The 25576-nt window shown below is 67.8% G+C and carries 21 protein-coding genes; 10 read left to right on the top strand and 11 right to left on the bottom strand.

All coding sequences use genetic code 11. From position 1 onward, the window contains the following. Positions 1-118 precede the first annotated feature (118 nt). Together AC58D2_RS07295 and AC58D2_RS07290 are read left to right on the top strand one after the other, a co-directional pair. Positions 119-1627, top strand: a complete 1509-nt coding sequence (locus tag AC58D2_RS07295) for a YifB family Mg chelatase-like AAA ATPase (protein ID WP_497389311.1) — start codon at positions 119-121, stop codon at positions 1625-1627. Next, on the top strand, positions 1627-2742 hold the full coding sequence (locus AC58D2_RS07290) for a hypothetical protein (protein ID WP_497388780.1): 1116 nt from the start codon (positions 1627-1629) through the stop codon (positions 2740-2742). Before AC58D2_RS07295 ends, AC58D2_RS07290 begins: the two co-directional genes overlap by 1 nt. A 9-nt stretch (positions 2743-2751) precedes the next feature. Here the strand turns inward: AC58D2_RS07290 and AC58D2_RS07285 are convergent, their stop codons facing one another. Next, positions 2752-3156, bottom strand: a complete 405-nt coding sequence (locus AC58D2_RS07285) for a bactofilin family protein (protein WP_497388778.1) — start codon at positions 3154-3156, stop codon at positions 2752-2754. Between the two features lies 1 nt (position 3157). Further along, a complete protein-coding gene (locus AC58D2_RS07280) occupies positions 3158-4366 on the bottom strand; it encodes a peptidoglycan DD-metalloendopeptidase family protein (RefSeq protein ID WP_497388776.1) in 1209 nt (402 codons plus the stop codon). 251 nt (positions 4367-4617) lie between these two features. Between AC58D2_RS07280 and AC58D2_RS07275 the strand changes: the two genes are divergently transcribed. Next, complete coding sequence (locus AC58D2_RS07275) at positions 4618-5994, top strand: methyltransferase family protein (protein WP_497389309.1); 1377 nt, start codon at positions 4618-4620, stop codon at positions 5992-5994. On the opposite strand, the gene AC58D2_RS07270 is transcribed toward AC58D2_RS07275, so the two are convergent. Genes AC58D2_RS07270 through AC58D2_RS07260 form a run of 3 tightly spaced genes read right to left on the bottom strand, consistent with a single transcriptional unit; the run spans position 5991 to position 10204 of the window. After that, positions 5991-7364: a glutamate--cysteine ligase gene (locus AC58D2_RS07270; RefSeq protein WP_497388774.1), complete on the bottom strand. Its 1374-nt coding sequence runs from the start codon at positions 7362-7364 to the stop codon at positions 5991-5993. The two genes, AC58D2_RS07275 and AC58D2_RS07270, sit on opposite strands and share 4 nt — an antisense overlap. A gap of 49 nt (positions 7365-7413) precedes the next feature. Further along, the gene (locus AC58D2_RS07265; protein ID WP_497388772.1) at positions 7414-9402 is read right to left on the bottom strand and encodes a proprotein convertase P-domain-containing protein; all 1989 of its coding nucleotides are present in this window, start codon (positions 9400-9402) and stop codon (positions 7414-7416) included. Positions 9403-9454: 52 nt separating this feature from the next. Next, positions 9455-10204 (bottom strand): 16S rRNA (uracil(1498)-N(3))-methyltransferase, encoded by a 750-nt coding sequence (locus AC58D2_RS07260; RefSeq protein WP_497388770.1) that lies wholly within the window; start codon positions 10202-10204, stop codon positions 9455-9457. Between the two features lie 205 nt (positions 10205-10409). Here AC58D2_RS07260 and AC58D2_RS07255 point away from each other — a divergent pair, with 205 nt between their 5' ends. The 4 genes from AC58D2_RS07255 to ubiA are packed head-to-tail and all read left to right on the top strand — an operon-like array spanning position 10410 to position 14624. Continuing rightward, positions 10410-12431, top strand: a complete 2022-nt coding sequence (locus AC58D2_RS07255) for a TadE/TadG family type IV pilus assembly protein (protein WP_497388768.1) — start codon at positions 10410-10412, stop codon at positions 12429-12431. After that, the gene (locus AC58D2_RS07250; protein WP_497388766.1) at positions 12428-13024 is read left to right on the top strand and encodes a TadE/TadG family type IV pilus assembly protein; all 597 of its coding nucleotides are present in this window, start codon (positions 12428-12430) and stop codon (positions 13022-13024) included. The genes AC58D2_RS07255 and AC58D2_RS07250 overlap by 4 nt, the downstream gene beginning before the upstream one ends. After that, complete coding sequence (locus tag AC58D2_RS07245; protein WP_497388764.1) at positions 13015-13671, top strand: TadE/TadG family type IV pilus assembly protein; 657 nt, start codon at positions 13015-13017, stop codon at positions 13669-13671. The genes AC58D2_RS07250 and AC58D2_RS07245 overlap by 10 nt, the downstream gene beginning before the upstream one ends. A 44-nt stretch (positions 13672-13715) precedes the next feature. Next, complete coding sequence (ubiA, locus tag AC58D2_RS07240) at positions 13716-14624, top strand: 4-hydroxybenzoate octaprenyltransferase (protein ID WP_497388762.1); 909 nt, start codon at positions 13716-13718, stop codon at positions 14622-14624. On the opposite strand, the gene smc is transcribed toward ubiA, so the two are convergent. The 4 genes from smc to AC58D2_RS07220 form a co-directional block, all read right to left on the bottom strand. Further along, entirely contained in the window at positions 14625-18068 is a 3444-nt protein-coding gene (gene smc, locus AC58D2_RS07235) for a chromosome segregation protein SMC (protein WP_497388760.1), read from the bottom strand. Positions 18069-18193: 125 nt separating this feature from the next. Next, the gene (locus AC58D2_RS07230; protein ID WP_497388758.1) at positions 18194-18943 is read right to left on the bottom strand and encodes a thioredoxin domain-containing protein; all 750 of its coding nucleotides are present in this window, start codon (positions 18941-18943) and stop codon (positions 18194-18196) included. Positions 18944-18978: 35 nt separating this feature from the next. Continuing rightward, complete coding sequence (locus AC58D2_RS07225) at positions 18979-19695, bottom strand: thioredoxin domain-containing protein (protein WP_497388756.1); 717 nt, start codon at positions 19693-19695, stop codon at positions 18979-18981. 20 nt (positions 19696-19715) lie between these two features. Next, on the bottom strand, positions 19716-20291 hold the full coding sequence (locus AC58D2_RS07220; RefSeq protein WP_497388754.1) for a DUF721 domain-containing protein: 576 nt from the start codon (positions 20289-20291) through the stop codon (positions 19716-19718). Positions 20292-20350: 59 nt separating this feature from the next. On the opposite strand from AC58D2_RS07220, the gene AC58D2_RS07215 reads away from it, so the two are divergent. The 3 genes from AC58D2_RS07215 to nudC are packed head-to-tail and all read left to right on the top strand — an operon-like array spanning position 20351 to position 23519. Next, positions 20351-21358 (top strand): A/G-specific adenine glycosylase, encoded by a 1008-nt coding sequence (locus tag AC58D2_RS07215; protein WP_497389307.1) that lies wholly within the window; start codon positions 20351-20353, stop codon positions 21356-21358. Further along, positions 21355-22641 carry a serine hydrolase domain-containing protein gene (locus AC58D2_RS07210; RefSeq protein WP_497388752.1) on the top strand — a complete coding sequence of 429 codons (1287 nt, stop codon included), beginning with the start codon at positions 21355-21357 and terminating at the stop codon, positions 22639-22641. Before AC58D2_RS07215 ends, AC58D2_RS07210 begins: the two co-directional genes overlap by 4 nt. Next, the gene (gene nudC, locus AC58D2_RS07205; protein WP_497388750.1) at positions 22641-23519 is read left to right on the top strand and encodes an NAD(+) diphosphatase; all 879 of its coding nucleotides are present in this window, start codon (positions 22641-22643) and stop codon (positions 23517-23519) included. Before AC58D2_RS07210 ends, nudC begins: the two co-directional genes overlap by 1 nt. Positions 23520-23523: 4 nt before the next feature. Here the strand turns inward: nudC and AC58D2_RS07200 are convergent, their stop codons facing one another. Both AC58D2_RS07200 and AC58D2_RS07195 read right to left on the bottom strand, forming a co-directional pair. Further along, positions 23524-23952, bottom strand: a complete 429-nt coding sequence (locus tag AC58D2_RS07200) for a DUF2497 domain-containing protein (protein WP_497388748.1) — start codon at positions 23950-23952, stop codon at positions 23524-23526. Positions 23953-24027: 75 nt separating this feature from the next. Next, complete coding sequence (locus tag AC58D2_RS07195) at positions 24028-25542, bottom strand: TolC family outer membrane protein (protein ID WP_497389305.1); 1515 nt, start codon at positions 25540-25542, stop codon at positions 24028-24030. Positions 25543-25576: the final 34 nt, after the last annotated feature.

Genomic DNA, 25576 nt, shown 5'->3' with positions numbered 1-25576 from the left:
CGCTGCGCGGCACCTTCGAAAACTTCGGGAAAAAGACTCGACCTCCCCGTACCTTGCCCTAAAAGGGCAGGGGAACAAAGCGGGCACAATGCCGACGGGTCCGCCGCGGGGGGAAGTCATGGTCGCGATCGTATCCACCGTCGCCTATCTCGGGCTCGACGCGCGCGCGGTCGAGGTGCAGTGCCAGATCGCGCCGGGCGTGCCCGCCTTCGCGGTCGTCGGCCTGCCCGACAAGGCGGTCGCCGAAAGCCGCGAACGCGTCCGCGCCGCGCTCTCGGCGATCGGTCTCGCACTCCCGCCAAAGCGGATCACCGTCAATCTTTCGCCCGCCGACCTGCCCAAGGAGGGTTCGCACTACGACCTGCCGATCGCGCTCGCGCTTCTGGGCGCGATGGGCGTCGTCGATCCTGAAACGCTCGCCGCCTATGTCGTCGTCGGCGAACTCGGCCTCGACGGCCGCGTCGCGCCGTCGCCGGGCGTCCTCCTCGCCGCGCTGCACGCGGGGACCGTGGAGCGCGGACTCGTCTGCCCGGTCGCCCAGGGGCCGGAGGCGGCGTGGGCGGGCAATGTCGAGGTTCTCGCCGCGCCCGACCTTCTCTCGCTGCTAAACCATTTCAAGGGAACGGCGCTGCTCGCCGCGCCGCAGCCCGGCACCGTCGAAGAGCCGCTGCGCGCCGCCGACCTGTCGCAGGTCAAGGGACAGGAAACCGCGAAGCGCGCGCTCGAAATCGCCGCGGCGGGCGGGCATAATCTGCTGATGTCGGGACCGCCGGGCGCGGGCAAGTCGCTGATGGCGGCGTGCCTGCCCGGCATCCTTCCCGACCTGACCCCGGCCGAAGCGCTCGAAGTGTCGATGATCGCGTCGGTCGCCGGGCGCCTCGAGGGCGGGCGGCTCGTGCGGGCGCGTCCGTTCCGCAGCCCGCATCATTCGGCGTCGATGCCCGCGCTCGTCGGCGGCGGCCTGCGCGTGCGGCCGGGCGAGGTCAGCCTCGCGCACCTCGGCGTGCTGTTCCTCGACGAACTGCCCGAATTTCAGCGCGGGGTGCTCGATTCGTTGCGCCAGCCGCTCGAAACCGGGGAGGTCAGCGTCGCGCGCGCCAACGCGCACGTCACCTTCCCGGCGCGCGTCCAGCTGATCGCCGCGATGAACCCGTGCCGCTGCGGCCATCTTGGCGATCCGGCGCTCGCGTGCAGCCGCGCGCCGCGCTGCGCCGCCGATTATCAGGCGAAGCTGTCGGGGCCGCTGCTCGACCGCATCGACCTGCATGTCGAAGTCGAAGCGGTGAGCGCCGCCGACCTCGTCCTGCCGCCGCCCGCCGAGGGCAGCGCCGAGGTCGCGGTGCGCGTTGCCGCGGCGCGCGCGCTCCAGACCGCGCGCTATGCGGGGCAAAAGGCGCGCACCAACACCGAAATCGATGGCGAACTTCTGGAGGCGGTCGCGACCCCCGACGAGCCCGGGCGCAAGCTGCTCGCGCAGACGGCCGAGGCGATGCGCCTCTCGGCGCGCGGCTATACCCGCATTCTGCGCGTCGCGCGCACGATCGCCGATCTCGCGGGCGCCGAAAGCGTCGGACGCATCCATGTGGCGGAGGCGCTCAGCTACCGGCGGCAGGCGCCGCGGAATTGATGCGGTATCTGCTTATCTTTGCGGTGATGCTGTTGGCCGTCGGTGCCCTATCCGGTTGCATGACATCCGATGCGGTCGATCGAAGTCCGGCGACCCGCTTTGCCACCAAGGCGATCGGGCTTGGCGACCGCCTCATCGTGCTGGACCGCCATAGCGACCTGTGGACGATTGATCCGACTCACGCGACGGCGGAAAGGCTTGCCGCCGCGCCGGGTAACATCGTTGATCTTTGTGCGCCTCCGAACGCCCAAGGATTTTTTGCTCTCGTCAAGCTCGATGAAGATGTTGTTCGGGTCGATGAATGGAAGGGCGGGAAGTGGGCCGTGGGGGTGGCTGTATCGCTTGAGGTCCCCCCTGAGCGGATACGGTATCGCTCGCCTCCCGGACTCGCTTGTGACGACAAAATCTATATCTCGACTCCCGAACAATTGCTGGAAGTCGAAGAAGGCAAGCCGCGCAAACTTCGATTGGCGCCTGCCATCGAACCCGATTTCGCTGACTATCATCTCTTGTCCCACGCCGGTGCGCTATGGGTGGGGGTGGATGCCGGTGAGTGGGGCGGCGCCATTCGCCGGATCGACCCGAACAGCGGGGCGGTCCAGGTCATTTCCAGCGAGACCTGGCCGGGGATTTGTTCCGGCCCGCTCTCTGCCGATTGCGATTCCGTCTTCGCGCTGGCGCCGAGCCCTTGGCGCGCGGATTGCATCGTAGCGGCGGTCGGTTCGTTACATTTGACCGTGAACGGACGGCTGCTGGAAGTCTGCGACACACGGGTCACGCGTCTATATTTCAGGCGCCTCGATAATGATGACATGTGGGATTGGATCAAGCATGACCCGATGATTGGCGGCGAGCCGGCGCTGACCGTCGGCTTTTATGGCTTCGCAAGACATGGCGGCGAGCTGGTGGCGCTGGGGTTCGACGGCATATATCGCTTTGCCGTCCCCACGAAGCCGCAGATCGCGCCACTGCCAAGACCGGACAATATGAGTGGCTTCGGGATCGCGGAGGTCTTGCCAGAAATATATATCGTGCAATCCCGGCCGCCGGATATGTGGCCGGACAAGGGGCCAGTGTATGACGGCTCACAATATCTGCTGGTCGGTCTGCGCTGACCGGTCGCGTCAGATCCCGGTCGACGCGCTCTTGTTCTCCACCACCTCGAGTGGCGGCGGAGCCTTGGCCATGCCCGGGGCGCCGGCGCGGCGGTGGGTCAGCTTGCCGTCGACCTTGCCGCCATTCTCGATCGTGATCGTTTCATAGGTCACGTCGCCGGTGATCCGCGCGCTCGCGTGGACGATCAGCGTCTTCGCCTCGATCGATCCGTCGAGCAGCCCGGCGAGCTTCGCGGTGTCGGCGACGACGGCGCCCTTGATCTCGCTCGCCTCGCCCTGGACCAGGTTGGCGCATTTCAGGTCGCCTTCGATCTTGCCGTCGACGTGCAGGTCGACGCTGGCCGACACGTTGCCGGTGATGACCACGTCCGACCCCAGGATCGAAAAGGTCGTATGGCGCGCGCCGGTCGCCATTTTAGCGGGCACCTGTGCGGGCGGCAGCGAGGGCGCCGACTCGCTGTCGGGCGTCGGCTTTGACTTCGAGAACATCGGCTTTGGCCTCCAGGAAGCGGCGCGGGTTGACCGCGACGCCGTTCAAACGGACTTCGAAATGCAGGTGGCTGCCGGTCGAACGGCCGGTCGAGCCCATCTTGGCGATCTGCTGCCCCGCCGTCACCTGCGATCCGACCTTCGTCGTGAAGCCGGACAGGTGGGCATAGCGGGTCAGGATTCCCTGGCCGTGATCGACCTCGACGACATTGCCATAGCCCGACCGGCGACCGACGAAGACGACCTTGCCCGGTGCGGCGGCCAGGATCGGCGTGCCGAGCGGTCCGGGGAAGTCGAGTCCCGAATGCATCGCGCTCTGACCGGTGAACGGGTCGCGGCGATAGCCATAGCTCGACGACAGCATCATCACATGCGCCGGCTGCCCCGACGGAATGGCGACGAGAGTGCGTTCGAGCACCTCCATGCGGAACAGCGCGCCTTCGAGCGCGGCGAAGCTCTTGCCGAGCGCGCCCGCGCGGCCGGTGCGTCCGCGCCACGGAATGAAGGGACCGCCCTGGCCGACGCTGGCCTTGCGGACCAGCGACTTGGGATCGAGCCCCAGCTTGGCGACCGCGGTCTCGGCCTTGGCCGCGCGTGCATCGACCGCGGCGAGAAGCTGCGAGGCGAGCGATTCCTGCCGTGCTTCGATGCGGGCGAGCGCCTGGGCTTCGGGCGGCAGGCGCGGATCGATCGCGCTGGTTTCGACCGGCTTGGCGGCCGCGGGGGTGTCGCCGTCGGTCGCCGTCGTGGCAGCGGCAGGCGGCGTTTCGCCGCCGAAATAGGTTTTCTGCCAATCCTCCAGCTGCGCCTGCCGCTCGTCGAGGTCGGCGGCGATCTCGGCGACGCGATCGCGATATTTCGCGATCCGCGCTTCGGAGGCCGCGGCGGCCGCCTCCTTTTGCGCGACCTCCGCGCGTTCGCCGGCGGTCAGAAGCTGGTTGACGAAAACCGCGACGGTCACCGCGGCCCAGGCGAACAGCACGATTCCGGCGATTAGCGCCACGCGCTTTTGCCAGACCGCGCTGATGCGCAGGAACCGCACATGACCGTGCGTGCGAATGAAGATTTCATGGTCCTGGAACAGCGCGTTGAAGCGCTGGCGCCAATGGCGCAGACCCGTCGATTGCGAAGACAAGCTACGACCCCGTCTTATGTTTTGTGGAGCCCTCCGCCCCGACTGGGGAGCGCACTTAACAGCCGTGTCAGCGCGAGGCGAATCCTTACGGGGCGAGTCGGGGTGAATCGAAACCATCGTGCGATGAACGGTGGAACAGTGCCAAAATGGCGGCTTTTCCGCCAAAATCGGCGGGGCCGAATCATGCTATTATCATTGACGGCTTGCTTACCATTTTCGACTAGATCGACCCTGTGACCTATCAACCCTCCATCGCTTCGACCGCCTCTTCGGACGACGTCGCCGTGCCCGAAACGCGGCCGCGTTCCGCGGTCAGCGCGGGCGTCGGTATCGTCGGTCTGATCGGGCTGTTCGCCTATCTGCTGATTGCACGCTACGCGCCCCGGATTGCCGAATTCGCAGGGGTCGACTGGGGCCATCGCGGCCCGATGAGCGGGCCGGTGTCGGCGATCGCCAGCGTCCTCGCCTGCGGCATCCCGATGGTGCTCTGGTCGATCCTTGTCGACAAGGTTCACCGCAATCCGTCGACCGGGATCGACTGGTCGCTGCGGCGCCCGTGGCGCGAGACCGTCGATATCAGCCTTACGAAGCTCGCCGGCCTGTGGGCGACCTGGGGCCTGATCGCCTTCGCTTACGGCGTGATGCGCTATTATTGGACGGGCAATTATGCCTTTTCGATGAATTTGCTCGCGCACGCCGCGCCGTGGCTGCTGCTCGTCTCGGTCCCGTACATGCTGTGGCTCGATCGCCGCATGGTCGAACCGCGCGACGGCTGCTACGCCTTCGGGCGCTGGCTGATCGCGCCGGGGCAGGCCGTCGACCGCCGCGCGATCGCGCACCACCTGCGGGCCTGGACGGTCAAGGGGTTCTTCACCGCTTTCATGCTGTCGATCGTGCCGGGCAATTTCTCGTCGCTCGTGACCGTGCAGATAAGCGAGGTCCTCGCCAATCCCTATATGACCGGGCTGTGGACGATCAACCTGCTCTACCTCGTCGACGTGCATATCGCGACGGTGGGCTATATATTGACCCTCAAGCCGCTCGACGCGCATATCCGCACCGCCAACCCCTATGGCATGGCGTGGGTCGCGGCGTTGATCTGCTACCCGCCCTTCATCCTGATGAACGGCGGCCCGCTCGACTATCAGGTCGGGGGGTCGGACTGGGGCCATTGGCTCGCGGGGCACGATACGCTGATGGCGTTCTGGGGCGTGACCCTCGTGCTGCTGATCGCGGTCTATGCCTGGGCGACGATGGCGTTCGGCATCCGCTTTTCGAATCTGACCCACCGCGGCGTCATCACGCACGGTCCCTATGCCTTCACGCGCCACCCCGCCTATGTGTCGAAGAACCTCAGCTGGTGGGTCGGCTCGCTGCCCTTCCTCGTCACCAGCGGCGGCTGGGTCGAGGCGGTCCGCAACACCGTGCTCCTCGGCCTCGTCAGCGGGGTCTATTACTGGCGGGCAAAGACCGAGGAGAAACATCTTCTCGGCGATCCCGCCTACCAGGCCTATTGGGCCTGGGCCCAGAGCCACGCGCTCGTCCCGCGCATCTTTGCCCGGCTGACAGGACGCAGCACGCCGGTGATTCGCCTCGAACCCGATCCGCGGGTCGGCCCCGTCGCCTAGAAACTCAGCTCGTCATAGAGGCGAGAGAGGTCGCCGCCCCAGGGGCCTTCGTACCGGTCGAGCAGGTCGTGCGCCGGCGATTTGCCGCTCTTGGCGATCTGGCGCAGCGGTTCGAGAAATCCGACCTCGTTGTCGCCCATCGAATTGACCTCGCCGCGCGCGGCGAGGCCCTGCGCGGCGATATCGAGAACCCGGTGGGCCAGATCGCGGACGGTGCCCCCGCCCGGTGCGGCGGCGCACAGTCCGTCGCGCGGCACCGCGTCGCGCAGCGCCTGTTGCTCGGCGATGGACCAGTCCTTGACCAGGTCCCATGCGGCATCGAGGGCGCCCTGGTCATAGAGCAGGCCAACCCATAGCGCGGGCAGCGCGCAGATGCGGTTCCACGGCCCCCCGTCGGCCCCCCGCATCTCGAGGAAGCTCTTGAGCCGGACTTCGGGAAAGGCGGTCGACAGATGGTCGGTCCAGTCGGACAGGCGCGGCAGCTCGCCGGGCAGAACCGACAGCTCGCCCTTCATGAAATCGCGGAAGCTGAGCCCCGCGGCGTCGATATAGTTGCCGTCGCGGAAGACGAAATACATCGGCACGTCGAGCATATAGTCGACATAGCGGTCGTATCCGAAGCCATCCTCGAACACGAAGGGCAGCATCCCCGTGCGCGCCGGATCGGTGTCGGTCCAGATATGGCTGCGATAGGACAGGTAGCCGTTGGGCTTGCCCTCGGTAAAAGGCGACGAAGCGAACAGCGCGGTCGCGAGCGGCTGGAGCGCCAGCGAGACGCGGAACTTCTGCACCATGTCGGCCTCGGACCCATAGTCCAGGTTGGTCTGGATGGTGCAGGTGCGCAGCATCATGTCGAGGCCCAGGCTGCCGACGCGCGGCATGTGGCGGAGCATGATGCCATAGCGGCCCTTGGGCATGATCGGCAGCTCGGCGCGCGTCTTGTCGGGCCACATGCCGAGCCCCAGGAAGCCGAGGCCCAGTTCGGCGCCGACCTCTTTCACCTGCTTCAGGTGGCGGCCGGTTTCGGCGCAGGTCTGGTGCAGGTTCTCGAGCGGCGCGCCCGACAGTTCGAGCTGGCCCGCCGGTTCCAGGCTGATCGTGCCGTCGCTGCCCGAAAGCGCGATGACCTGGCCGCCTTCGATCACCGGTTCCCAGCCGAATCGGGTCAGCGCCATCAACAGGTCGCGAATACCGCCGGGTTCGTCATAGGCGGGCGCGCGATGGTCGTCGGTGCGATAGACGAACTTTTCGTGCTCGGTGCCGATGCGCCAGGTCTCGCGCGGCTTTTCGCCCTCTATCATGGGCGCCGCGAGCTGGTCGCGGTGCTCGATGATGGGATCGTTTTGATCCGAAACCGTTCGCGTGCTCATGGCGCCATGTAGGCGGCCGCTGCCCGTCTTACCAGAGGGGGATTGGCGGTTAATTTACGATGGCGTCAAAGGTGATCGCCATGCTCGCGGCCGGCGCCAGCGTCGCGGTCGACGCACTCACCGCCGCACCGCTGCGCGACGCGCCGAACGGGTCGCTCTCGTCGGCCCCGGCGGCGTTGTCGTCCTCCACCGTGGTCGCGCCGGCGCAGCTCGACCCGCTGCGCAGCGACCCCGGCGTGAACGCGAGCGTCGCGGGCAGCGTGTCGCCGAGCGCGACGCTCGTCGCGGCCGCCGCGCCCGTATTCGTCACCAGCAGGCAATAGCGCATCGTCGCACCCGGGATCGCCTTGGGGTTGGTCGTGCCGTTGACCGGGTCGCTGACGACACTGCTCGTCTTCGTGATGGCGAGCGTGGTCGTCGGCCGGCAAAAATTGATATCGTGCAGCGCCATCCCCTGCTGCCCGGGGTTCGACGGGGCAAGGCCGTGGCTGCCATAATCGATGACGATCGTGTCGATCGCGGAGGCAAAGGTGACCACGACGTTGCCCGCGGCCTCGCCGTCGGCCGACAGGACGTCGCCGTAGGCGCTATTTCCGATGACATAATTCGCGCCTCCGTTGGTAAGCGTCGGATAGACCGTCGTCCCGCCCAGGCGCCCGGTCACCGTTACCCGATCGGCGAACTGGCCCGACGCATAATCGATATCGAACAGGCGGAACTGCGCGCCGGGGACCGCCGTCGCCAGGCTGATGGTCGACGTGACGCTGCCCGAGCGGCTGGTGAAATCGACGAGCTGGAAGATCGAATATTGCGCGGGCGAATAGCCGCCGGTGACGACGTTCTGGCGCGTCGGCGACTGGCCGCCATAGGTGGCGTTGCTCAGAAAACTGCCGCCGCTGATCGCAATGTCGATCGACGCCGTGCCGATGCCCGTCAACGTCGTGCTGGCGCTCGTCGTTCCCGCGGACCAGCTTATGCTGTCCCAGTCCCACAGCGCGGTGCCGGCGGGGCAGGTCAGGGTCGGCGGAACGCCCGCGACGCGGCTTCCCGACACGGTAAAACTCGCGCTGGCCTGGTCGTCTTCGCCGGCCGCATCATTGTCGGGGGTCGAATCCACATCGGGCGCCGAAGAGGCGACGATTTCCGCGTCGTTCGCGACGGTCGCGCCCGAGGTCGCGTTGACGCTGCCGCTGATCGTCAGCGTGCGCGTCGTTCCGGGCGGCACGCTGCCGACGGTCCAGAGGCCGGTGCCGCTGTTGTAGGTGCCGAACCCCGATGCGCTGGCAAAGGTAAAGCCTGCCGGCAGGACGTCGCGTACCGCGACGCCCGTGGCGGTGACGGGGGACCCGCTCGCGTTGGTCACGGACAGCGTATAGCTGATGCTTGCGCCGGCGGTCGGGCTGGCGTTGCTGACGCTTTTCGTCAGCGACAGGTCGGCATAGTTGGACGGGAGGCTGGTCAGGTAGAGGTCGGCTCGCTGGAAATTGCCATTGTCCGCCGACGGATATTGGTCGCAGATTTCCAGCCGCCAGGTGCCGGCGGCATTCTCCCCGTCGAAAGCCGACAAGGCGGCATTGGGGCTGAACTGGTTCTGATACGGCGGCGCACTTGTGGAATGGGTCGTCGTGTTGCCGTCGGTGTTGACCGTCTGCGCCGCTTCATCGTCGAGGCGGACGTTGAAATTGTCGCCCGACAGGTTCGACGTGTCGCCGTTGACCAGCTGGACCCGCGTTCCCGTGGGCGATTGCAGCGTGATCCGCAGATCGCCGCGCCAGCTGTGCGTCGCCAGCACGCCGATATCGACGTCAGCGATGAGGAAGCTGCTTCCGACCGAGAAGGTCCGCACGAGCGGCGACGAGCAGGGCGTCGAGGAATTGATCGTGCCCGAGCTTGTGTTGCTATAGGTCGTCGTGGTCTGCGCTGCGGCCGGTGCAGGCGCGCATATCAGCGCCGGCGCGGCGAGGCTCGCCAGCACCTGCAACAGCGATTTTCGCCAGCCCCCACGCCGGCGATAGAGGCTCTGGTCCCGCCCTATCATGCGGCCCCTATGCGCCCGATATGGCTAACGACGGGTTAAGCAGGCCCCGTGTTCACGTGCCCGTCTGCCAATCGCCACGGCCGGCCATCCATGCGGCGATGGCGGCGACCGCCGCCGTTTCGGCGCGCAGGATGCGCGGGCCCAGCGTCATTCGGCGCACTGCCGGGCTTTGCAGCAACAGGTCGCGCTCGCGGTCGGTGAACCCGCCCTCGGGCCCGGTCAGGATCGCAGCCGGGGCCGGGGCGGCGAGGCGCGCGAGCGGGGTGCCGCCGGCTTCGTCGGCGAACAGCAGCGCGCGTGCCACCGGCCAGCTCGCCAGCATCGCGGGCAATTTCACCGGGTCGGCGAGTTCGGGGAGTGCGGTGCGACCGCATTGTTCGCAGGCCTCGACGATTTGCGCCTCCAGTCGCTCGCGCTTGACGCGTTCGACGATCGTGCGATCGGTGATCACCGGTTGCAGCCGTCGCACCCCGAGCTCGGTGGCCTTTTCGATGATCCAGTCGAGCCGCGCCTTCTTGACCGGCGCAAAGCAGAGCCAGAGGTCGGGCACGCTTTCCAGCGGCCGAGTCTGCCGATCGATGCGCAGCGCGAGCGATCGTTTGCCGGTATCGGCGACGGTCGCCAGCCACTCGCCGCTGCGATTGTCGAACAGCAGCAGCGGATCGCCGGGCTTCGTCCGCATCACGTTGAGCAGATAATGCGCGGCGGCGCCTTCGATCGCGGGGGCCGAATCCGGGCCGAGCGGCTGGTCGACGAACAGGCGGGGCGTGCTGGCGGGCGGCCAGGCGGGTGTCGCGGGCATCGCCGGGCGATAGCAGAAGCGCGCAGGCGCGCCCATAGCGCGCGGTGGGAATCGAAAACGTCCCTTTTTGGGTCAGATGCGCCCGTTTCGGTCGCTGCGGCGCGCGCCCGATTAGCCATTTGGTAAGCAGTTTGCCCGTAGGTGCAGCGTACCAGACGCGCATCTGTGTGGGCCGCGCACCTGGTCGTAGAGGGGATTAGTGACCATGCGAGGGACCATCATTCGCCGCGTCGCCCAGGGCGCCAGGACGCTTCTTCGCGACCAGCGCGGCAATGCCTTCATGCTGACCGCGGCCGCGGTCGTGCCGCTGATCGGCATCGTCGGCTCGGCGGTCGATATCGGCCGCGCCTATATGACCCAGCTTCGCCTTCAGCAGGCGTGCGACGCGGGCGTGCTCGCGGGGCGCCGCGCGATGGCCGCCGGCACCTACACCGACGCGGCAGAGGCCGAAGCGGACAAGATGTTCAACTACAACTTTCCCGCGGGGACCTACGGCAGCGAAGGGGTGACCTTTTCGTCGCAGGCCAGCGGCACTTCGGACGTCGTCGGGACCGCGAGCACCAGCCTGCCGACCTCGCTGATGAAGATTTTCGGCTTCGCCGATTTCGACCTGGCGGTGAACTGCACGGCAAAGCTCGAAATCTCGAACACCGACGTGATGCTCGTCCTCGACGTCACCGGGTCGATGGACAGCACGAACTCGGGCGACTCGGTGAACCGGATCACGGCGCTCCAGAACGCGACGATGGACTTTTTCGATACGCTCACCAACGCCGACATGGGCGACGGGCGTCTCCGCTTCGGCGTCGTGCCGTATAGCTCGTCGGCGAACGTCGGCGCGATCCTCTATGCCAAGGATCCCGACTGGCTGTCGGACTTCACCGATCTTCCGTCACGAGACCCGAAGATGAAAGAGGTCTGGGAGGATGAATCGACCGTTGTATCGGACGACTATACCGCGACCGATCCGGTTCCCGATGGGGGCAACAGCAATCCTGACTGGGAAAGCGCGGGAACATATGGCAGCGCCAATTCCAAGTCGAAATGCAACGCGCTTGAACCTTGGACCGACAACGGCAATCCGCAGATGATCGACACGACCGATCAGAATTACGATCAGGAGGTCAACGGAAGCACCAAGATTACCGTCTATGATTCGAAACGAACCTATCGTTATTATAGCTATCGATACAACTGGGTGTCCAGCCGGTGGGGTGGAAGTTGCCGTATCGAAAGGCTTCGCTGGACTTTTACGCGCACGTACAAGGTAACGAAGACCGAAATTCTCAAAAAGGTGTTCGACAATAAATACACCTATATCAACCGGCGATTTCCGGTGGCGGACGCCAAGGATGGCGTCACCTCGGTCGTGACGAACGTCGGTGACTATGGAACCGAGCAGAGCAATATTTGGGGTGGCTGCGTCATCGAGCGGCAGACGGCCGACTTCGATTCGGACGAGACGGCACCTGACGAGGCGCTCGACATGGATGTCGACACCGCGCCGACCAGCGACGACGTGACCAAATGGAAACTGCTGATCCCTGAAATCGCGTTCGCACGGGCATCACACCCCAGCTATTCGCCGTCCAACACTTCGAAGGACGGGCAAGTGGTTGATGCTAAAAACGTCACGACCAATGACAAGTCAAAGGGCAGCTGGCAGAATTATTCGAAATATTGGGCCGACGGCTGGGGCGTCTGCCCCGCTCCCGCGATGAAGCTGACCACGATGACCAAGGCCGACCGGTCGAGCTTCGACACCTATATCGGCTCGCTGAAGCCGCTCGGCGGCACCTATCACGATGCCGGCATGGTATGGGGTGTGCGCTTCCTGTCGCCCGACGGCATGTTCGCCGACGAAAACGCCGAAGCGCCCAACAAGCGGCCGATCGGTCGCCACATCGTCTTCATGACCGACGGCCAGATGGCCCCCAACATGGGCAATTTGTCGTTCCAGGGCTATGAATATCTGATGCACCGCGTCGGGGGCAGCGACGACAACGACCTGACGTCGCGCCACAACAACCGCTTCCAGCAGCTTTGCTCGGCCGCGAAGAACAAGAATATCACCGTCTGGGTCGTCAGTTTCGGCACCTCGCTCAGCACATCGCTGACCAACTGCGCTAGCCCGGGCAAGGCGTATCAGGCTGACGATGCCGACGCGCTCAACGAGAATTTCCAGGCGATCGCGCGGCAGATTTCGAAGCTGAGGTTGTCGCAGTGATCCGCGCGCGGTCGATCCTGCGCCGGCTACGGCGCCATCAACGGGGCGTCGCGATGGTCGAGTTCGCGCTGACCGCCCCGGTGTTCCTGCTGCTGCTCATGGGGATCTTCGACTATTCGTGGCAGATGTACGCCAACCAGGTCCTGCAGGGCGCGGTCAGCAAGGCGGCGCGCGACGCGACGCTCGAAGGCAATGCCGCCGACCAGTCGGCGCTCGACGCGGTCGTGCGCGAGCGGGTCCAAAATGTCTTTCGCGACGCCAACGTCACCTTCGTGCGCAAGGCGTATAACAGCTATGACGAGGTCGGCGATCCCGAAGCCTTTACCGACGAGAATGGCAACGGCGCCTATGACAGCGGCGAATGCTTCGAGGACGTCAACGGAAACGGCAGCTGGGACACCGATCGCGGGATGGACAACAACGGCGGGGCCGAGGACGTCGTCCTCTACACCGCGTCGATGAAGATCAACCGCGTGCTGCCCGTGTGGCGCATGCTCGGCCAGTCGCAAGAGGTAACCCTGACCTCGACCACCGTGCTGCGCAACCAGCCCTATACGACAAGCACAGAGACGAGCGAGGTCATATGCGACTAGGATCGTTTCCGATCCGGGCGGGGGCCGTCGGCGCCCGGCTGGTCCGCGACAGCCGCGCGGCCGTCCTGGTCGAGATGGCCTTTGCCATTCCCTTTCTGGTGCTCGTCGGCTTTGCCGGGCTCGAGATCGCCAATCTGACGCTGGTCAACACGCGCATCAGCCAGATCGGCCTCAGCGCCGCCGACAACGCGTCGCGCATCGCGTTCGGCAGCAACCTCGCGCAGCCGCAGGTGCGCGAACTCGACATCAACGAGGTCTTCACCGGGGTCGATCAACAGGCCCGGGGGCTCGACTTCGCCCAGCACGGCCGGATCATCCTGTCGAGCCTCGAGCGCAATTCGGACGGGGGCCAGTGGATTCACTGGCAGCGCTGCTACGGAAACCTGCCGGTCTCCTCGAGCTACGGCGCCGAGGGCAAGGGCAAGACCGGGACGAGCTTCAAGGGCATGGGACCGAAAGACCATGAAGTCACCGCGGCGACGGGGACGGCGGTCATGTTCATCGAAGTCGCCTATGAATATCAGCCACTGCTCTACGGCGCCTGGCTCGGCCCCCGGACCATTCGCTCGACCGCGGCCTTCAACATCCGCGAGGGCCGCGACCTGTCGAAGGTCTATGGCCCGGGTACGAAGGCCAGCTGCAGCTAATTCGCCCATTTATCCGTCGTGCCGGCCCTGCTATCGCGCGGGCGATGACCGCGACCCATACGCCCGACAGCCAGCACCAGGGTTTCCTCGCGCTGCTTCCCGCGCGCGCCCGGCCCTATGCGCTGCTCGCGCGCTTCGATCGCCCGATCGGCTGGTGGCTGCTCTACTGGCCCTGCGCCTGGGGCCTCGCGCTCGGCGGCGGCGCGCGCAGCCACTGGACGCTCTTCTTCTGGATGCTGCTCGGCGCGATCGCGATGCGCGGCGCGGGCTGTGTCTATAACGACATCGTCGACCGCGACCTCGATGCGAAAGTCGCGCGCACCGCGTCGCGCCCCGTCGCCAGCGGAGCGGTGTCGGTCGGGGCGGCGCTTGTGTGGACCGGCCTGCTCGCGCTCATCGGGCTGGTCGTGCTGCTGCAACTGCCGCGCCCGGCGCAGGTCGTCGCACTGGCGAGCCTCGCGCTCGTCGCCGCCTATCCCTTTATGAAGCGCATCACCTGGTGGCCGCAGGCGTGGCTGGGGCTCGTCTTCAGCTGGGGTGCGCTCGTCGGCTGGATCGCGGTCGGTGGCGGCCCCGGACTTGCCCTCCCGTTGCTCTACGCCGGCTGCATCGCCTGGGTGATCGGCTATGACACCATCTATGCGCTCCAGGATATAGAGGACGACGCGCTCGTCGGCGTCAAATCGGCCGCCCGGGCGCTGGGACCGCACGTCCGCAGCGGGGTCGCGCTCTGCTATGCCTTCGCGCTTGCGCTGTGGGCCGGGGCGCTGTGGAACGTGCGGCCCGACCCGCTGGTCTTCGTGGCGCTGCTGCCCGCCGCCGTGCACCTGACGGGACAGGTGGCGACGCTCGATGCCGCGAACCACGCCGATGCGCTGGCCAAGTTCCGCAGCAATCGTTTCGCCGGGCTGCTCGTCTTCGCCGCCATGCTGGTGGTCGGCAGCGCGGGCTGACTATTCTGCCGCGAGCAATTCCTCCGCACCGCCGAGGTCGACCGAGACAAGGCGGCTGACCCCCTTTTCGACCATCGTGACGCCGAACAGCCGGTGCATGCGCGCCATCGTCACGGCATTGTGCGTGACGATCAGGTAGCGCGTATCGGTCTCGCGCGTCATCCGGTCGAGCAGGTCGCAAAATCGTTCGATATTCGCATCGTCGAGGGGCGCATCGACCTCGTCGAGGACGCAGATCGGCGCGGGGTTGGTCAGGAACAGGCCAAAGATCAGCGCGACCGCGGTCAGCGCCTGCTCGCCCCCCGACAACAGGGTCAGCGAGCCGAGCCGCTTGCCCGGCGGCTGCGCCATGATCTCGAGCCCGGCTTCGAGCGGATCGTCCGAATCGACGAGCTCGAGATGCGCCTGCCCGCCGTTGAACAGCGTCGTGAACAGCCGCTGGAAATGACCGTTCACCGCCTCGAACGCGGCGAGCAGGCGGACGCGCCCTTCGCGGTTCAGATTGCCGATCGACCCGCGCAGCCGGTTCACCGCCTGTTGCAGCTCGTCGATCTCGGCGGCGCTTTTCTCGCGCTGGGTGTCGAGCTCGGCGAGTTCGTCCGCCGCGACCAGATTGACCGGACCCAGTCGTTCGCGATCGGCGATCAATCGGTCGTGCGCCGCCGATTCGGTCGGCGCGTCGCCGACGCCGTCGCTCTCGAACCCGACTTTCTGCGGTAGCAGCGGAGGCGGGCATTCGAAACGCTCCCCCGACACGCGGCCCATCTCGATCCGGCGTTGCTCGGCGTTTTCGGAACGGGCGACCGCCCCGGCGCGCGCCTCGCGGGCCGCGGCCACGCGCTCGCGGATCGTGGTCAGCGCCGCTTCGGCTTCGCGTAGCGCCGCTTCGGCGTCGCGCTCCTGCGCTTCGGCGGTGGCGACCCGATCGCGCAGCTCGGCCTGCCGCACTTCGGCGGCGATGCGGTCGGCGGCGAGCCGGTCGGGCAGGCCGGCGATCTTGGCGGCTTCGGCGCCCAGCGCGTCGTGGCGCTTGTCCATGTCGGTAACGCGGCGCGCCGCCTCGCCGGCGCGCGCTTTCCAGCTCTTTGTCTCGGCGGCGACCACCGCCTGTCGTTCGCTCAGGCTGGCGAGATTGCGCTCGTGCGCGGCCAAGGCGTCGCGTGCGGCGCCGGCATCGCTGCGCGCACTTTCGGTGGCTTGCTCCTCGCGCTCGAGCGCCGCGCGGGCGAGGCCTTCGTCGGGAAGCGCCGCGAGCGCCGCCGCTTGCGCCGCCAGCGTCTCGGCGGCTTCGTGCGCCGCGGCGGCGATCTCCTGGCGCCGCCGGTCGAACAGCGCGGTGGCGTCGCGGTGGCGATCGAGGGCCGCTTGCGCCTGGTCGGCGGCGCGCAGGGCGGTCCGCCGCGCCTCGTCGGCTTCGGCAAGCCGCTTGCGCGCCGCGCCCGCGGCCGCGGTGCGTTCGGAAAGCGTCGTCGCCATCGTCTCGCGGCGGTCGCGCAGCTCCTGCACGCCGAGTTCGACTTCGGGGCGCTGCGCCGCGAGCGCGTCGAGGCGGTTCTGCCGCATCAACCGCTCGCTGGCGGTCGCGCCATCGCCGCGCGTGACGAAACCGTCCCAGCGCCGCATCACGCCGTCCAGGGTGACCAGGCGCTGGCCGACCGCCAGCGGCTGCCTGCCATCCTGTTCGGCGACCGCGACTTGCGCCAGCCGGCGCGCTAGCGCTGCGGGGGCGTCGGCAACTCCGGCGAGCGGCTGCGTCCCGGCGGGCAGCGCCGGATCGTCCCGACCGGTGTCGGCGCCGCGCCAGCTTCGCGCCGCGTCTTCGCCGGTCCCCGCGTCGAGGTCGTCGCCCAGCGCCGCGGCCAGCGCGGCTTCATATCCCGGCTTGACCTTGATCCGGTCCAGGATGCGGTCGGCATCGCTGCGTGCGGCGGCCAGCGCGCGTTCGAGCGTCGCCGCCTCGCCTTCGAGCGCGGCCAGTGCGGCGCGCGCTTCGGCGAGCGCCGCGTCGAGCCGGGCCAGGTCGGCGGTCGCGGCTTCGCGGTCGGCTTCGGCTTCGGTCAGCGCGGCTTCGGCGATGCCGATTCGCGCTTCGGCTTCGGCGGCCGCCCGGCCGCTGCTCTCGACGGTCGCGGACAGCGCGTCGCTGTCGCCGAGCGCCGCCACTTCGGCCTCGACGCTCTCGCGCTGCGCGTCGATCCGGCGCACCGCGGCTTCGGCGGCGTCGCGGGCGTTGACCGCGACGCGCCGGTCGGCGGCCTCGCTCGCCGCCTTCGCCCGCGCCTGCGCGAGCGAAACTTCGGCGTCGCGCAGCCGCCCCTGCGCCGACTGGCTCGCCTCGACAAGCTCCGCCTTGCCCGCGTCGTGCGTCGCGATTTGCCGCGCAAGCTCCTTCGCTTCGCCGTCGAGCGCGGTCAGCGCGCCATGCGCGTCGCGCGCCAGCTCGCCTTCGCGGGCACGGTCGTCGGCGAGCCGAGCCTGCTGCGCCGCCAGATCGTCGATCCGCTGGCGCGCCGCCCGCTCCTCCCCGGCAAGCCGGACCTGGGTCGCGGTCGCGTCGGCCAGCGCGTCGCGCTGCGCCTGCGCGTCGCTTCGTGCGGCGGCGACGCGGGTCGCGACTTCGGTCTGCGCGGTCGATACGGTTTCCAGCTCGTGTTGCGCGGCCTTCACGGCGGCTTCGGCGGCGTCCGCCTCGCGGCGTGCCTGGTCGGCGGCGGCGGCGGCCTCGCGCCACCGCGCATAGATCAACCGCCCTTCGGCGATCCGGATATCGTCGCTCAGCCTTTTGTATTTCTCGGCCGCGCGCGCCTGCCGCCGCAGCGCATTGGCGCGCAGCTCCATGTCGGCGACGATTTCGGACAGCCGCGCCAGATTGGTCTCGGTCGCGCGCAGCTTTTGTTCGGCATCCTTGCGCCGCACGTGCAAGCCGGCGATTCCCGCCGCTTCTTCCAGCATCGCCCGGCGATCGGTCGGTTTCGCCGCAATGACATTGGCGATCTTGCCCTGGCTGACGAGCGCGGGGCTGTGCGCGCCGGTCGCCGCGTCGGCAAAGATCAGCGCGACGTCCTTCGCACGCACGTCGCGGCCGTTGGCGCGATAGGCGCTGCCGGCGCCACGCTCGATGCGACGAATGACCTCCAGGTCGTCGCGGTCGCCTTCGCCCGCCAGCCCCGCGACGACGGCGCCCTGCGTGTCGCAATGCAGCGCGACCTCGGCGAAATCGCGCGGCGGGCGGGACGATGTGCCCGCAAAGATGACGTCTTCCATCCCGCCGCCGCGCATCGACTTGGGGGAGGATTCGCCCATGACCCAGCGGATCGCCTCGAGCAGGTTCGACTTGCCGCAGCCATTGGGACCGACGACACCGGTCAGCCCCGGCTCGATACGCAGCTCGGTGGGCTCGACGAAGCTTTTGAAACCGGTCAGGCGCAACCGCTTTATCTGCACGGAATGCCCCCGTGCAGGTCAGCGAATCGCAGGCCGTGTAACCGTGTCGTCACATATCCCCCTTGGCTCCGTCATGCCGCGCGGGCCGGGGAGTCGCAAGGGGGTAGCGGGGCGACGCGCGAGCGTCAGCGCGCGCCCATCGTCCGCAGCCGGTCGCGCATCAGCGGCCACGTCGCGACGCCCTCGGCAACCTGACCGTTGATCAGGAAGGTCGGGGTGCCCTGGATATTATATTTCTTCGCCGCGGCGTTGGTGCTCTCTTCCAGTTTCTGGATGTTGCCCAGATCCGACAGGCAGCTGTTGACCTGGTCCGCCGTCAGCCCGCGCGCCTGATAGAATTCGTCGAGCTTCATCGCTTTTGCGAGCGCCGGGAAACGGGCGGCGGGCGCGGCATTCATCGCCGCCTCGAACCCTTTCTGATTGGCCTGCGCCGCGGCGAACAGGTCGCCCTGCGATGCAAAGGTGCTCTGGGTCAGGGCAAAATAGCGGTCGGTCGGGGCGCAATGGGTGATCGCGGCGGCCGCGGCGTCGATGCCGTCCCGCACGAAGTTGCGGAATTCCAGGCTGACGCGGCCGGTGTCGATGAAATCGCGCTTCAGTTCGTCGTGGCTTTCGGTGGCGAAATCGGCGCAATGCGAACAGGTCAGCGAACCGAATTCGACGATCTTGATCGCGGCGTCGGGATTGCCCATCACGACGCCGCCGTCGGGCGTCTTCGCCACGACGTCGGACCAGCTCTTGTCCGCCGGCGGCGCGACCTTGGCGATCGCCGCCTGTTGTTCGACCGTGTCGGTCTTGCTGTCGCCGCACGCGGCGAGCGCCAGCGCGCCGAGCGAGGACAGAAGGGCGAGGCGCAGAACGGGCAGGGTCTTCACGGCATTCTCCGGTAACATCATCGAGTGGGGGAGTATTAGGAGCCCTTGATCGCGGCGTCGAGCAGGGTTTTCAGATCGGCCCAGTGACCGACTTCGGCACGGCGGCCGTTGATGAAGAAGGTCGGGGTTCCCATCACCTTGTCGGCGCCCAGCCCGATATTCGTCATCGCCATCAACTCGGCCTCGGCGACCCCGCTCGAAAGGCAGGTATTGATCTGCGCCGCGCTATAGCCGCGGCCGCGCATCAGCGTGTCCAGGCCGACATCGGCCGCGATCCGCGTCGTCCGGTCGCCCAGCGATCCTTTGTACCAGGGCGCCTGCTGTTCCTTCGACAATTTCGCGGCCTTGCCGAGCCACGCCGGTTGCGCGGCGAAAATCGCCTCGTGATTGGCAGCGAAGGCCTTGGTTCCGCCGCAGCGCGCGAGCATCGCCGCGGTCATGTCGACCGGATCGCGGATCAGGTTGCGATATTCGAAAAGAACGCTGCCCTTGTCGACATATTGGGCCTTCAACGGCGCGCTCGCTTCCTTGGCGAACTCCGCGCAATGCGAACAGGTATAGCTGAAATATTCGACCAGCTTGACCTTCGCTTGCGGGTTGCCGACGCTATAGGCGCCGATGCCGCTTTCACCGATCGTCGCGGACCAGCCCGGCTTGACCGGTGCGGCGGCGGTCAGCAGGGCAAGGCCGAAAACGGGCAGCAGCACCATCGCGACGCGGCGCCGGAATCTGCTTGCGAAGGGGGTCGACATGATCGGGACGGGTCTTTCCATCAACTGATGCGGGGGAGCTTCGGCGGCGCCGCGAGTCCCGCCGCCATGCGTTCGAGCACGGTGCGAAGCTCGGGGTCGCCGATGTCGCGCAGACTGTCCCCCAGCTCCGCGGGTACGGGTTTCAGCATTGCGGCAGGCTGAACGGGCGCGGGGCGCTCGATCTGGCCGTGGGTCATGCGGACATTGGCTATCGCGGCATAGCCGAAGAAGCGGTTGACCGCGGTGATGATGTCGGGTGCGACATGCTGGAGCATCGGGGCGTGCGCGCCGCTGATCGTCAGGTGCAGCGTGCCGCCCGCCTTCTGGCCCGCCGGAAAGCGAATCATCGCCGGCTGGGTTACTGCGGCCAGCCTGTCGCCGACGATCTCGCGCCAGCGGCTGACCACCGACGACTGGATGAATCCGAACTTGCGGAATGCGGCGCGGCCGATTTCGGGGACCAGGTCGGCGATCGCGCGCGGTTCGCCGCCGCGCGGGCGCTCATAGGCGCGCGCGGGGGCCTTTTTCGGGCCCTTCGCGCCGCCTTTCGCCTTCGCCTTCTTTACGGGCGTGTCCTCGCTGCCAGCTTTCGCCATGCGCGTCGCCATGCCATAGGCGGGGGGTGAGCGTCCAGACTTCCGACACTGCCGACACGATGAACGACGACTTCGCCGGCCGCCTGCTTGGCTGGTACGACCGGTCGGCGCGGGTCCTGCCGTGGCGGGTGCCGCCGGGCAGCGACGCGGTGCCCGACCCCTATCGCGTCTGGCTGGCAGAGGTGATGCTGCAACAGACGACCGTCGCGGCGGTTCGCGACTATTTCCTGCGCTTCACGACGCGGTGGCCCACCGTCGCCGATCTCGCCGCCGCCGACGATGCCGACGTCATGGCGGCGTGGGCGGGGCTCGGCTATTATGCGCGTGCGCGCAACCTGCTCGCCTGCGCGCGCGCGGTCGTGACCGTTCACGGCGGCCGCTTTCCCGACAGCGAGGCGGGCTTGCGCGGCCTGCCGGGGGTCGGCGACTATACCGCCGCCGCCGTCGCGGCGATCGCATTCGGCCGCGCCTCGGTCGTCGTCGATGCGAACATCGAACGCGTGATCGCGCGCCACCGGTGGATCGAAACCCCGCTCCCCGCCGCGAAGCGCCCGATCCGGGCGGCGCTGGCGCCGTGGGTGCCCGCTGCCCGGCCCGGCGATTTCGCGCAGGCGTTGATGGACCTCGGCGCGACCATCTGCACGCCGCGTGTCCCGGCGTGCGCGATCTGCCCCGTCATGGCCGACTGCCGCGCGCGCGGACGCACGGATATCGACCACCTGCCGGTGAAGCCGCCGAAAAGGGCCAAGCCGCAACGCTACGGCCTCGCCCACTGGATCGAGCGCGAGGGGCGGCTCTGGCTCGAACGGCGGCCCGGCAAGGGGATGCTCGGCGGGATGCGGGCGCTGCCCGGCGGCGACTGGACCGAGACCGCGCCCGCCGAGTCGGGGCTGGTCGCGGTCGACCACGGCTTCACCCATTTCAACCTGCGGCTCGCGCTCGTGCGTCACGAAGTCCCCGATGCCGCAGCGGAAGGCGAATGGTGGCCGCTCGCGAGGCTTGACGCGGCGGGGCTCCCGACGCTCTATCGCAAGCTCGTCGACAAGATGCGGGAGAGAGACGAATGACGATGACGATTACGCGCCGCGGGCTGCTTGGCGGAATGGCGCTCGGCGGCGCCGCGGCCTTCCTGCCCGGCACGGCCTTTGCGTTCCGCGCCGACGGCGCCGCGCTCTTTCCGGCGACCAACGCCTTCATCACGGGTTTCGTCGACCGCCGCGAGCTCGCAGGCACGCTCGCCTGTATCGGCAAGGGCCAGGAGGCGCCGGTCTGTTTCGGCGCCGGGACACAGGCGATGGATTCGACGAAGGCGGTCGGGCCGGACACCTTGTGGCGCCTCTATTCGATGACCAAGCCGATCACCGCGATGGCGGCGATGCTGCTCGTCGAGGACGGCAAGATGGGGCTCGACCAGCCGATCGCCGACTTTCTCCCTGCCTTCCGCAACATGAAGGTCCAGGACACCCCCGACGGTTCGATCACTGCGGTGCACGCGGCAAAGACGCAGATTACCGTCCGGCACCTGCTCACCCACACCGCGGGGCTCGGATACGACATCATCCAGAAGGGACCGATCCGCGAGGCCTATAACAAGGCCGGGATCGTCGGCGGGCAGGTCAGCCGCCTGCCGATTCCGGGTCTGCCCAAGGTCACGCCCGCGCCCGGTCTCGCGGCCTTCGCCGATCGCCTGGCCGAACTGCCGCTCGTCTACGAACCCGGCACGCACTGGAGCTATTCGGTCGGGCTCGACCTGATGGGCCGCGTCATCGAAGTCGTGTCCGGCCAGCCCTTCGACGCCTTCCTGAAGGCCCGGCTCTTCGATCCGCTCGGCATGAAGAGCACCTGGTTCCAGGTGCCAGCGGGCGAGGTCGGCCGGTTGACGACCAACTATGCGCCGGTCGGCGGGGTGTTGATCCCGATCGACCCGGCGACCAGCTCGATCTATCTCGACCCGCCCCCGATGCCCTATGGCGGCGGCGGGCTGGTGTCGAGCGCGCGCGACTACGACCGCTTCCTCGCGATGCTGCTCGGCGAGGGCGAGACCGACGGGGTGCGCGTCATGGAGGTGGAAACGGCGCGGCTCGCGATGTCGAACCTGATCGACGATGCGATCGACCGCAAGGGCACCTTCATCGAAGGCGAAGGTTTCGGCGCCGGCGGCCGCGTCTCGCTCGCGACATCGCCGACGGGCGAAGGGCTTTACGGCTGGGCGGGCGCCGCGGGCACGGTGGGCTTCGTCGATCGCAGGCGGGGCTATCGCGTCGGCGGATACACGCAATATATGCCCTCCAACGCGCTGCCGTTTCAGGCCGACTTCGGGAAAAACTTCTACCTCGACGTGATGAGCTGATGCCCAATCCGCTCGGCTTCGTGGGGGCGTGGCTCGACCGCGCCGACCAGCTTCGCACCGATCCCGACGCCTATGCGGCGGCCTGCGCCGATCCGCGCGCGCGCAGCCTCGCGCTCGACGGGATCGATTTCGTGCCGGGCGACGGCGGCGGATTGCGGTGGGAGGCGCTCGACCCCGCCGACGACCGGGCGCTGATGCTGCTCGGGCGCGACGAACGCGGCATTCCCTATTTCGTGCGCGAGGCGCCGCGCGGCGCGCGCATCGATGCCCGATCGCGCACCGTCATGCGGCTCCTGCCCCTGCTTTCGCGTCAGGATCTGGCGCTCTATGGCGGCGCGCGCAGCCTCGTCGACTGGCACGCGCGGCATGGCTTCTGCGCCGTATGCGGCGCGCCGACCGAGATATTCCGCGGTGGCTGGGGGCGCCGCTGCGGCGACTGCGGTGCCGAGCATTTTCCGCGCGTCGACCCCGTCGTGATCATGCTTGCCGAACATGACGGGCGCGTGCTCGTCGGGCGCCAGCGGCAATTCCCGCCGGGCATGTTTTCGGCGCTCGCGGGGTTCGTCGAGCCCGGCGAATCGCTCGAGGAAGCGGTCGCGCGCGAATTGTTCGAGGAAGCCGGGCTTCACGTGTCGGACGTGACCTATGTGGCCAGCCAACCCTGGCCTTTCCCCTCGTCGCTAATGGTCGGCTGCCACGCGATGGCGGGCGATTCCGCGCTTACGCTCGACGAAACCGAAATCGAGGCTGCGATGTGGGTCGACCGGGCAGAGGTGCGTGCGGCGCTCGGCGGCGACAGCGATGCGCTCTTCATGGTGCCGCCGCCGCTCGCGATCGCGCGTTACCTGCTCGAAGACTGGGCGGACTGGGACGCCTGAGGCGTCAGAGCCGCCGACCGGTGATCCGGCTGATTTCCTTCGCCACCATCGCTTCGACCATGTCGGGCAGGTTCGCGTCGAGCCATTGCTTCAGCATCGGGCGCAGCGCATCGACGACGACATCCTCGATCGTGCGGCCGCCCGGACCCGCCGGAGCGGCGGCGTTGGCGGGCGCGGCAGGAGCGATCGCGGCGGTCAGCGCCTCGAGCGACTGGCGCGCCGCATCGGCGCTCGCCGCCGATACCAGCTCGTCGGTATCCGGGTCCGCCGGTTCGGCGGCGGGGTCGGCATCGGCCTGTTCGTCCTGAAGGTCCAGGATATCGTCGGCTGCCCGCTCGCCGCGGGCGGCGCCCGGCGTTTCGTCGCGCGCAATCACGCGCCGGATCGACGACAGGATATCTTCCATCGACGGCTCTCGCGACATGTCGCCCATATGGCCCCCTTAAACCGCGCCCGGAAGCGGGCGGTTAACCATGTCTTACCGGGTCGGGGCGCGCTTTGCCAAGTCCTATTGTCCGCGCTCGGGATCGACCGGGCCGATCAGCGGATTGTCGCCCGGCGGCACGCTGGCATCGGCGGCGGGGACGTCGCGGGTCGACGTCGTCTGCTGCTGCGGCGCCGGATCGTCGGCCCAGTCCCAGATCTGGCCCTTCACGCGTTCGTAATTGGCGGCGGGATCGTAGAGCGGCCCGCCTTCTATCCCCAGGTCGCGCGCTTCGGCCTTGCCCATCGCGGCGAGCACCGAAAAGGCCGCGACATAGGAATTGCGCTTGGCCGACACGAGCTGGACCTGCGCGTTCAGATATTCCTGCTCGGCATTCAATATGTCGAGGATCGACCGCGTGCCGACGCTGTTTTCGGCGCGAACCCCCTCGAGCGACAGGGAGTTGGCGCTCACCGCCTGCTGGGTGGCGGCGATCACGCGTTCGTTCGCCTGCCACGCGGCATAGGCGCCGCGCGTCTGCGCGATCACGTCGCGCTCGGTCGCAACATAGGTTTCGATCGCCTGGCTGGTGCGCGCCTGCGCCTGGCGGACTTGCGCCGACGGGCGTCCGCCCTGGAACAGCGGCACGGTCAGCGTCACCCCGGCTGCGGCGGTCTTCTGCGTCTGGGACACGCCGACACCCGGCACCCCGCTCGACAGCGAGCCCAGGAAGTTCGTATAGCTGCCGCTCACCGTGCCATCGAGCTTCGGTATCCGCGACGACCGCGCGACGCCGATGTCGGCGCGCGACGCGCTCAGCCGTTCGTCGGCGGCTGCGATGTCGGGATTGTCGCTTAGTGCGACCGCAACCGCGTCCTCGGCACTCGCGGGCAGGTTCGGCAGCTGCGGCGGCGGCTGCAAGTCGACCGGGGCTTCGCCGACCAGCCGGATATAGGATTCGCGGCTGGCGATCAGATTCGCTTCCGCACCGCGCAGGTCGCCCTCGGCCAGTGCGAGCCGGGCTTGCGATTGCGCGACGTCGGTGCGGGTCAGGTCGCCGATCTCGAACCGGTCGCTCGTCGCCTGCAAATTGGTCTTGAGCACCGAGACGTTATTCTGGTTGAGCTGGACGATCGCCTGGTCGCGGATCACGTCCATATAGGCGCCGACGACTTGCGAAAAGATGCTCGCTTCGGTCGCGCGCAGGTCGGCCTGTCCCGCTTCGACGCGATATTTGGCGGCCTTCACCGCATTGCGCACCGCGCCGCCCTGATAGATGGGAACCGACAGCTGGCCGGCGCCGGTGATCAGGCGCGTCGGCGAGGAAAAGCTGTTGCCCGGGCGGATCAGATTCTCGGTATATTCGCCCTGCGCACCCAGCGACGGCAGGCCATAGCTTTTCTGGATCGGGACATTTTCGTCGTTCGCCCGCTGTCCCGCGCGCGCCGCGGTCAGCGTCGGGTTGTTTTCATAGGCTTTGGCAAGCGCCCCCTGCAAGGTTTCGGCCGCCGCAGGCGAGGACAGTGCCAGCGCGCCCGACGCAAGCCCGGCAAGCCAGTGGCTGCGGCGGAGCGTCGGGGTCGGGTTCTTGGTCTGCATCATCGCGTCCAGCCTGAAAAACGAGGGAGGGAGA

The organism is Sphingopyxis sp. CR5, from assembly GCF_059693785.1.
The sequence above is the reverse complement of the archived record's forward strand: the minus strand, read 5'-3'. Positions and strand labels throughout refer to the sequence as shown.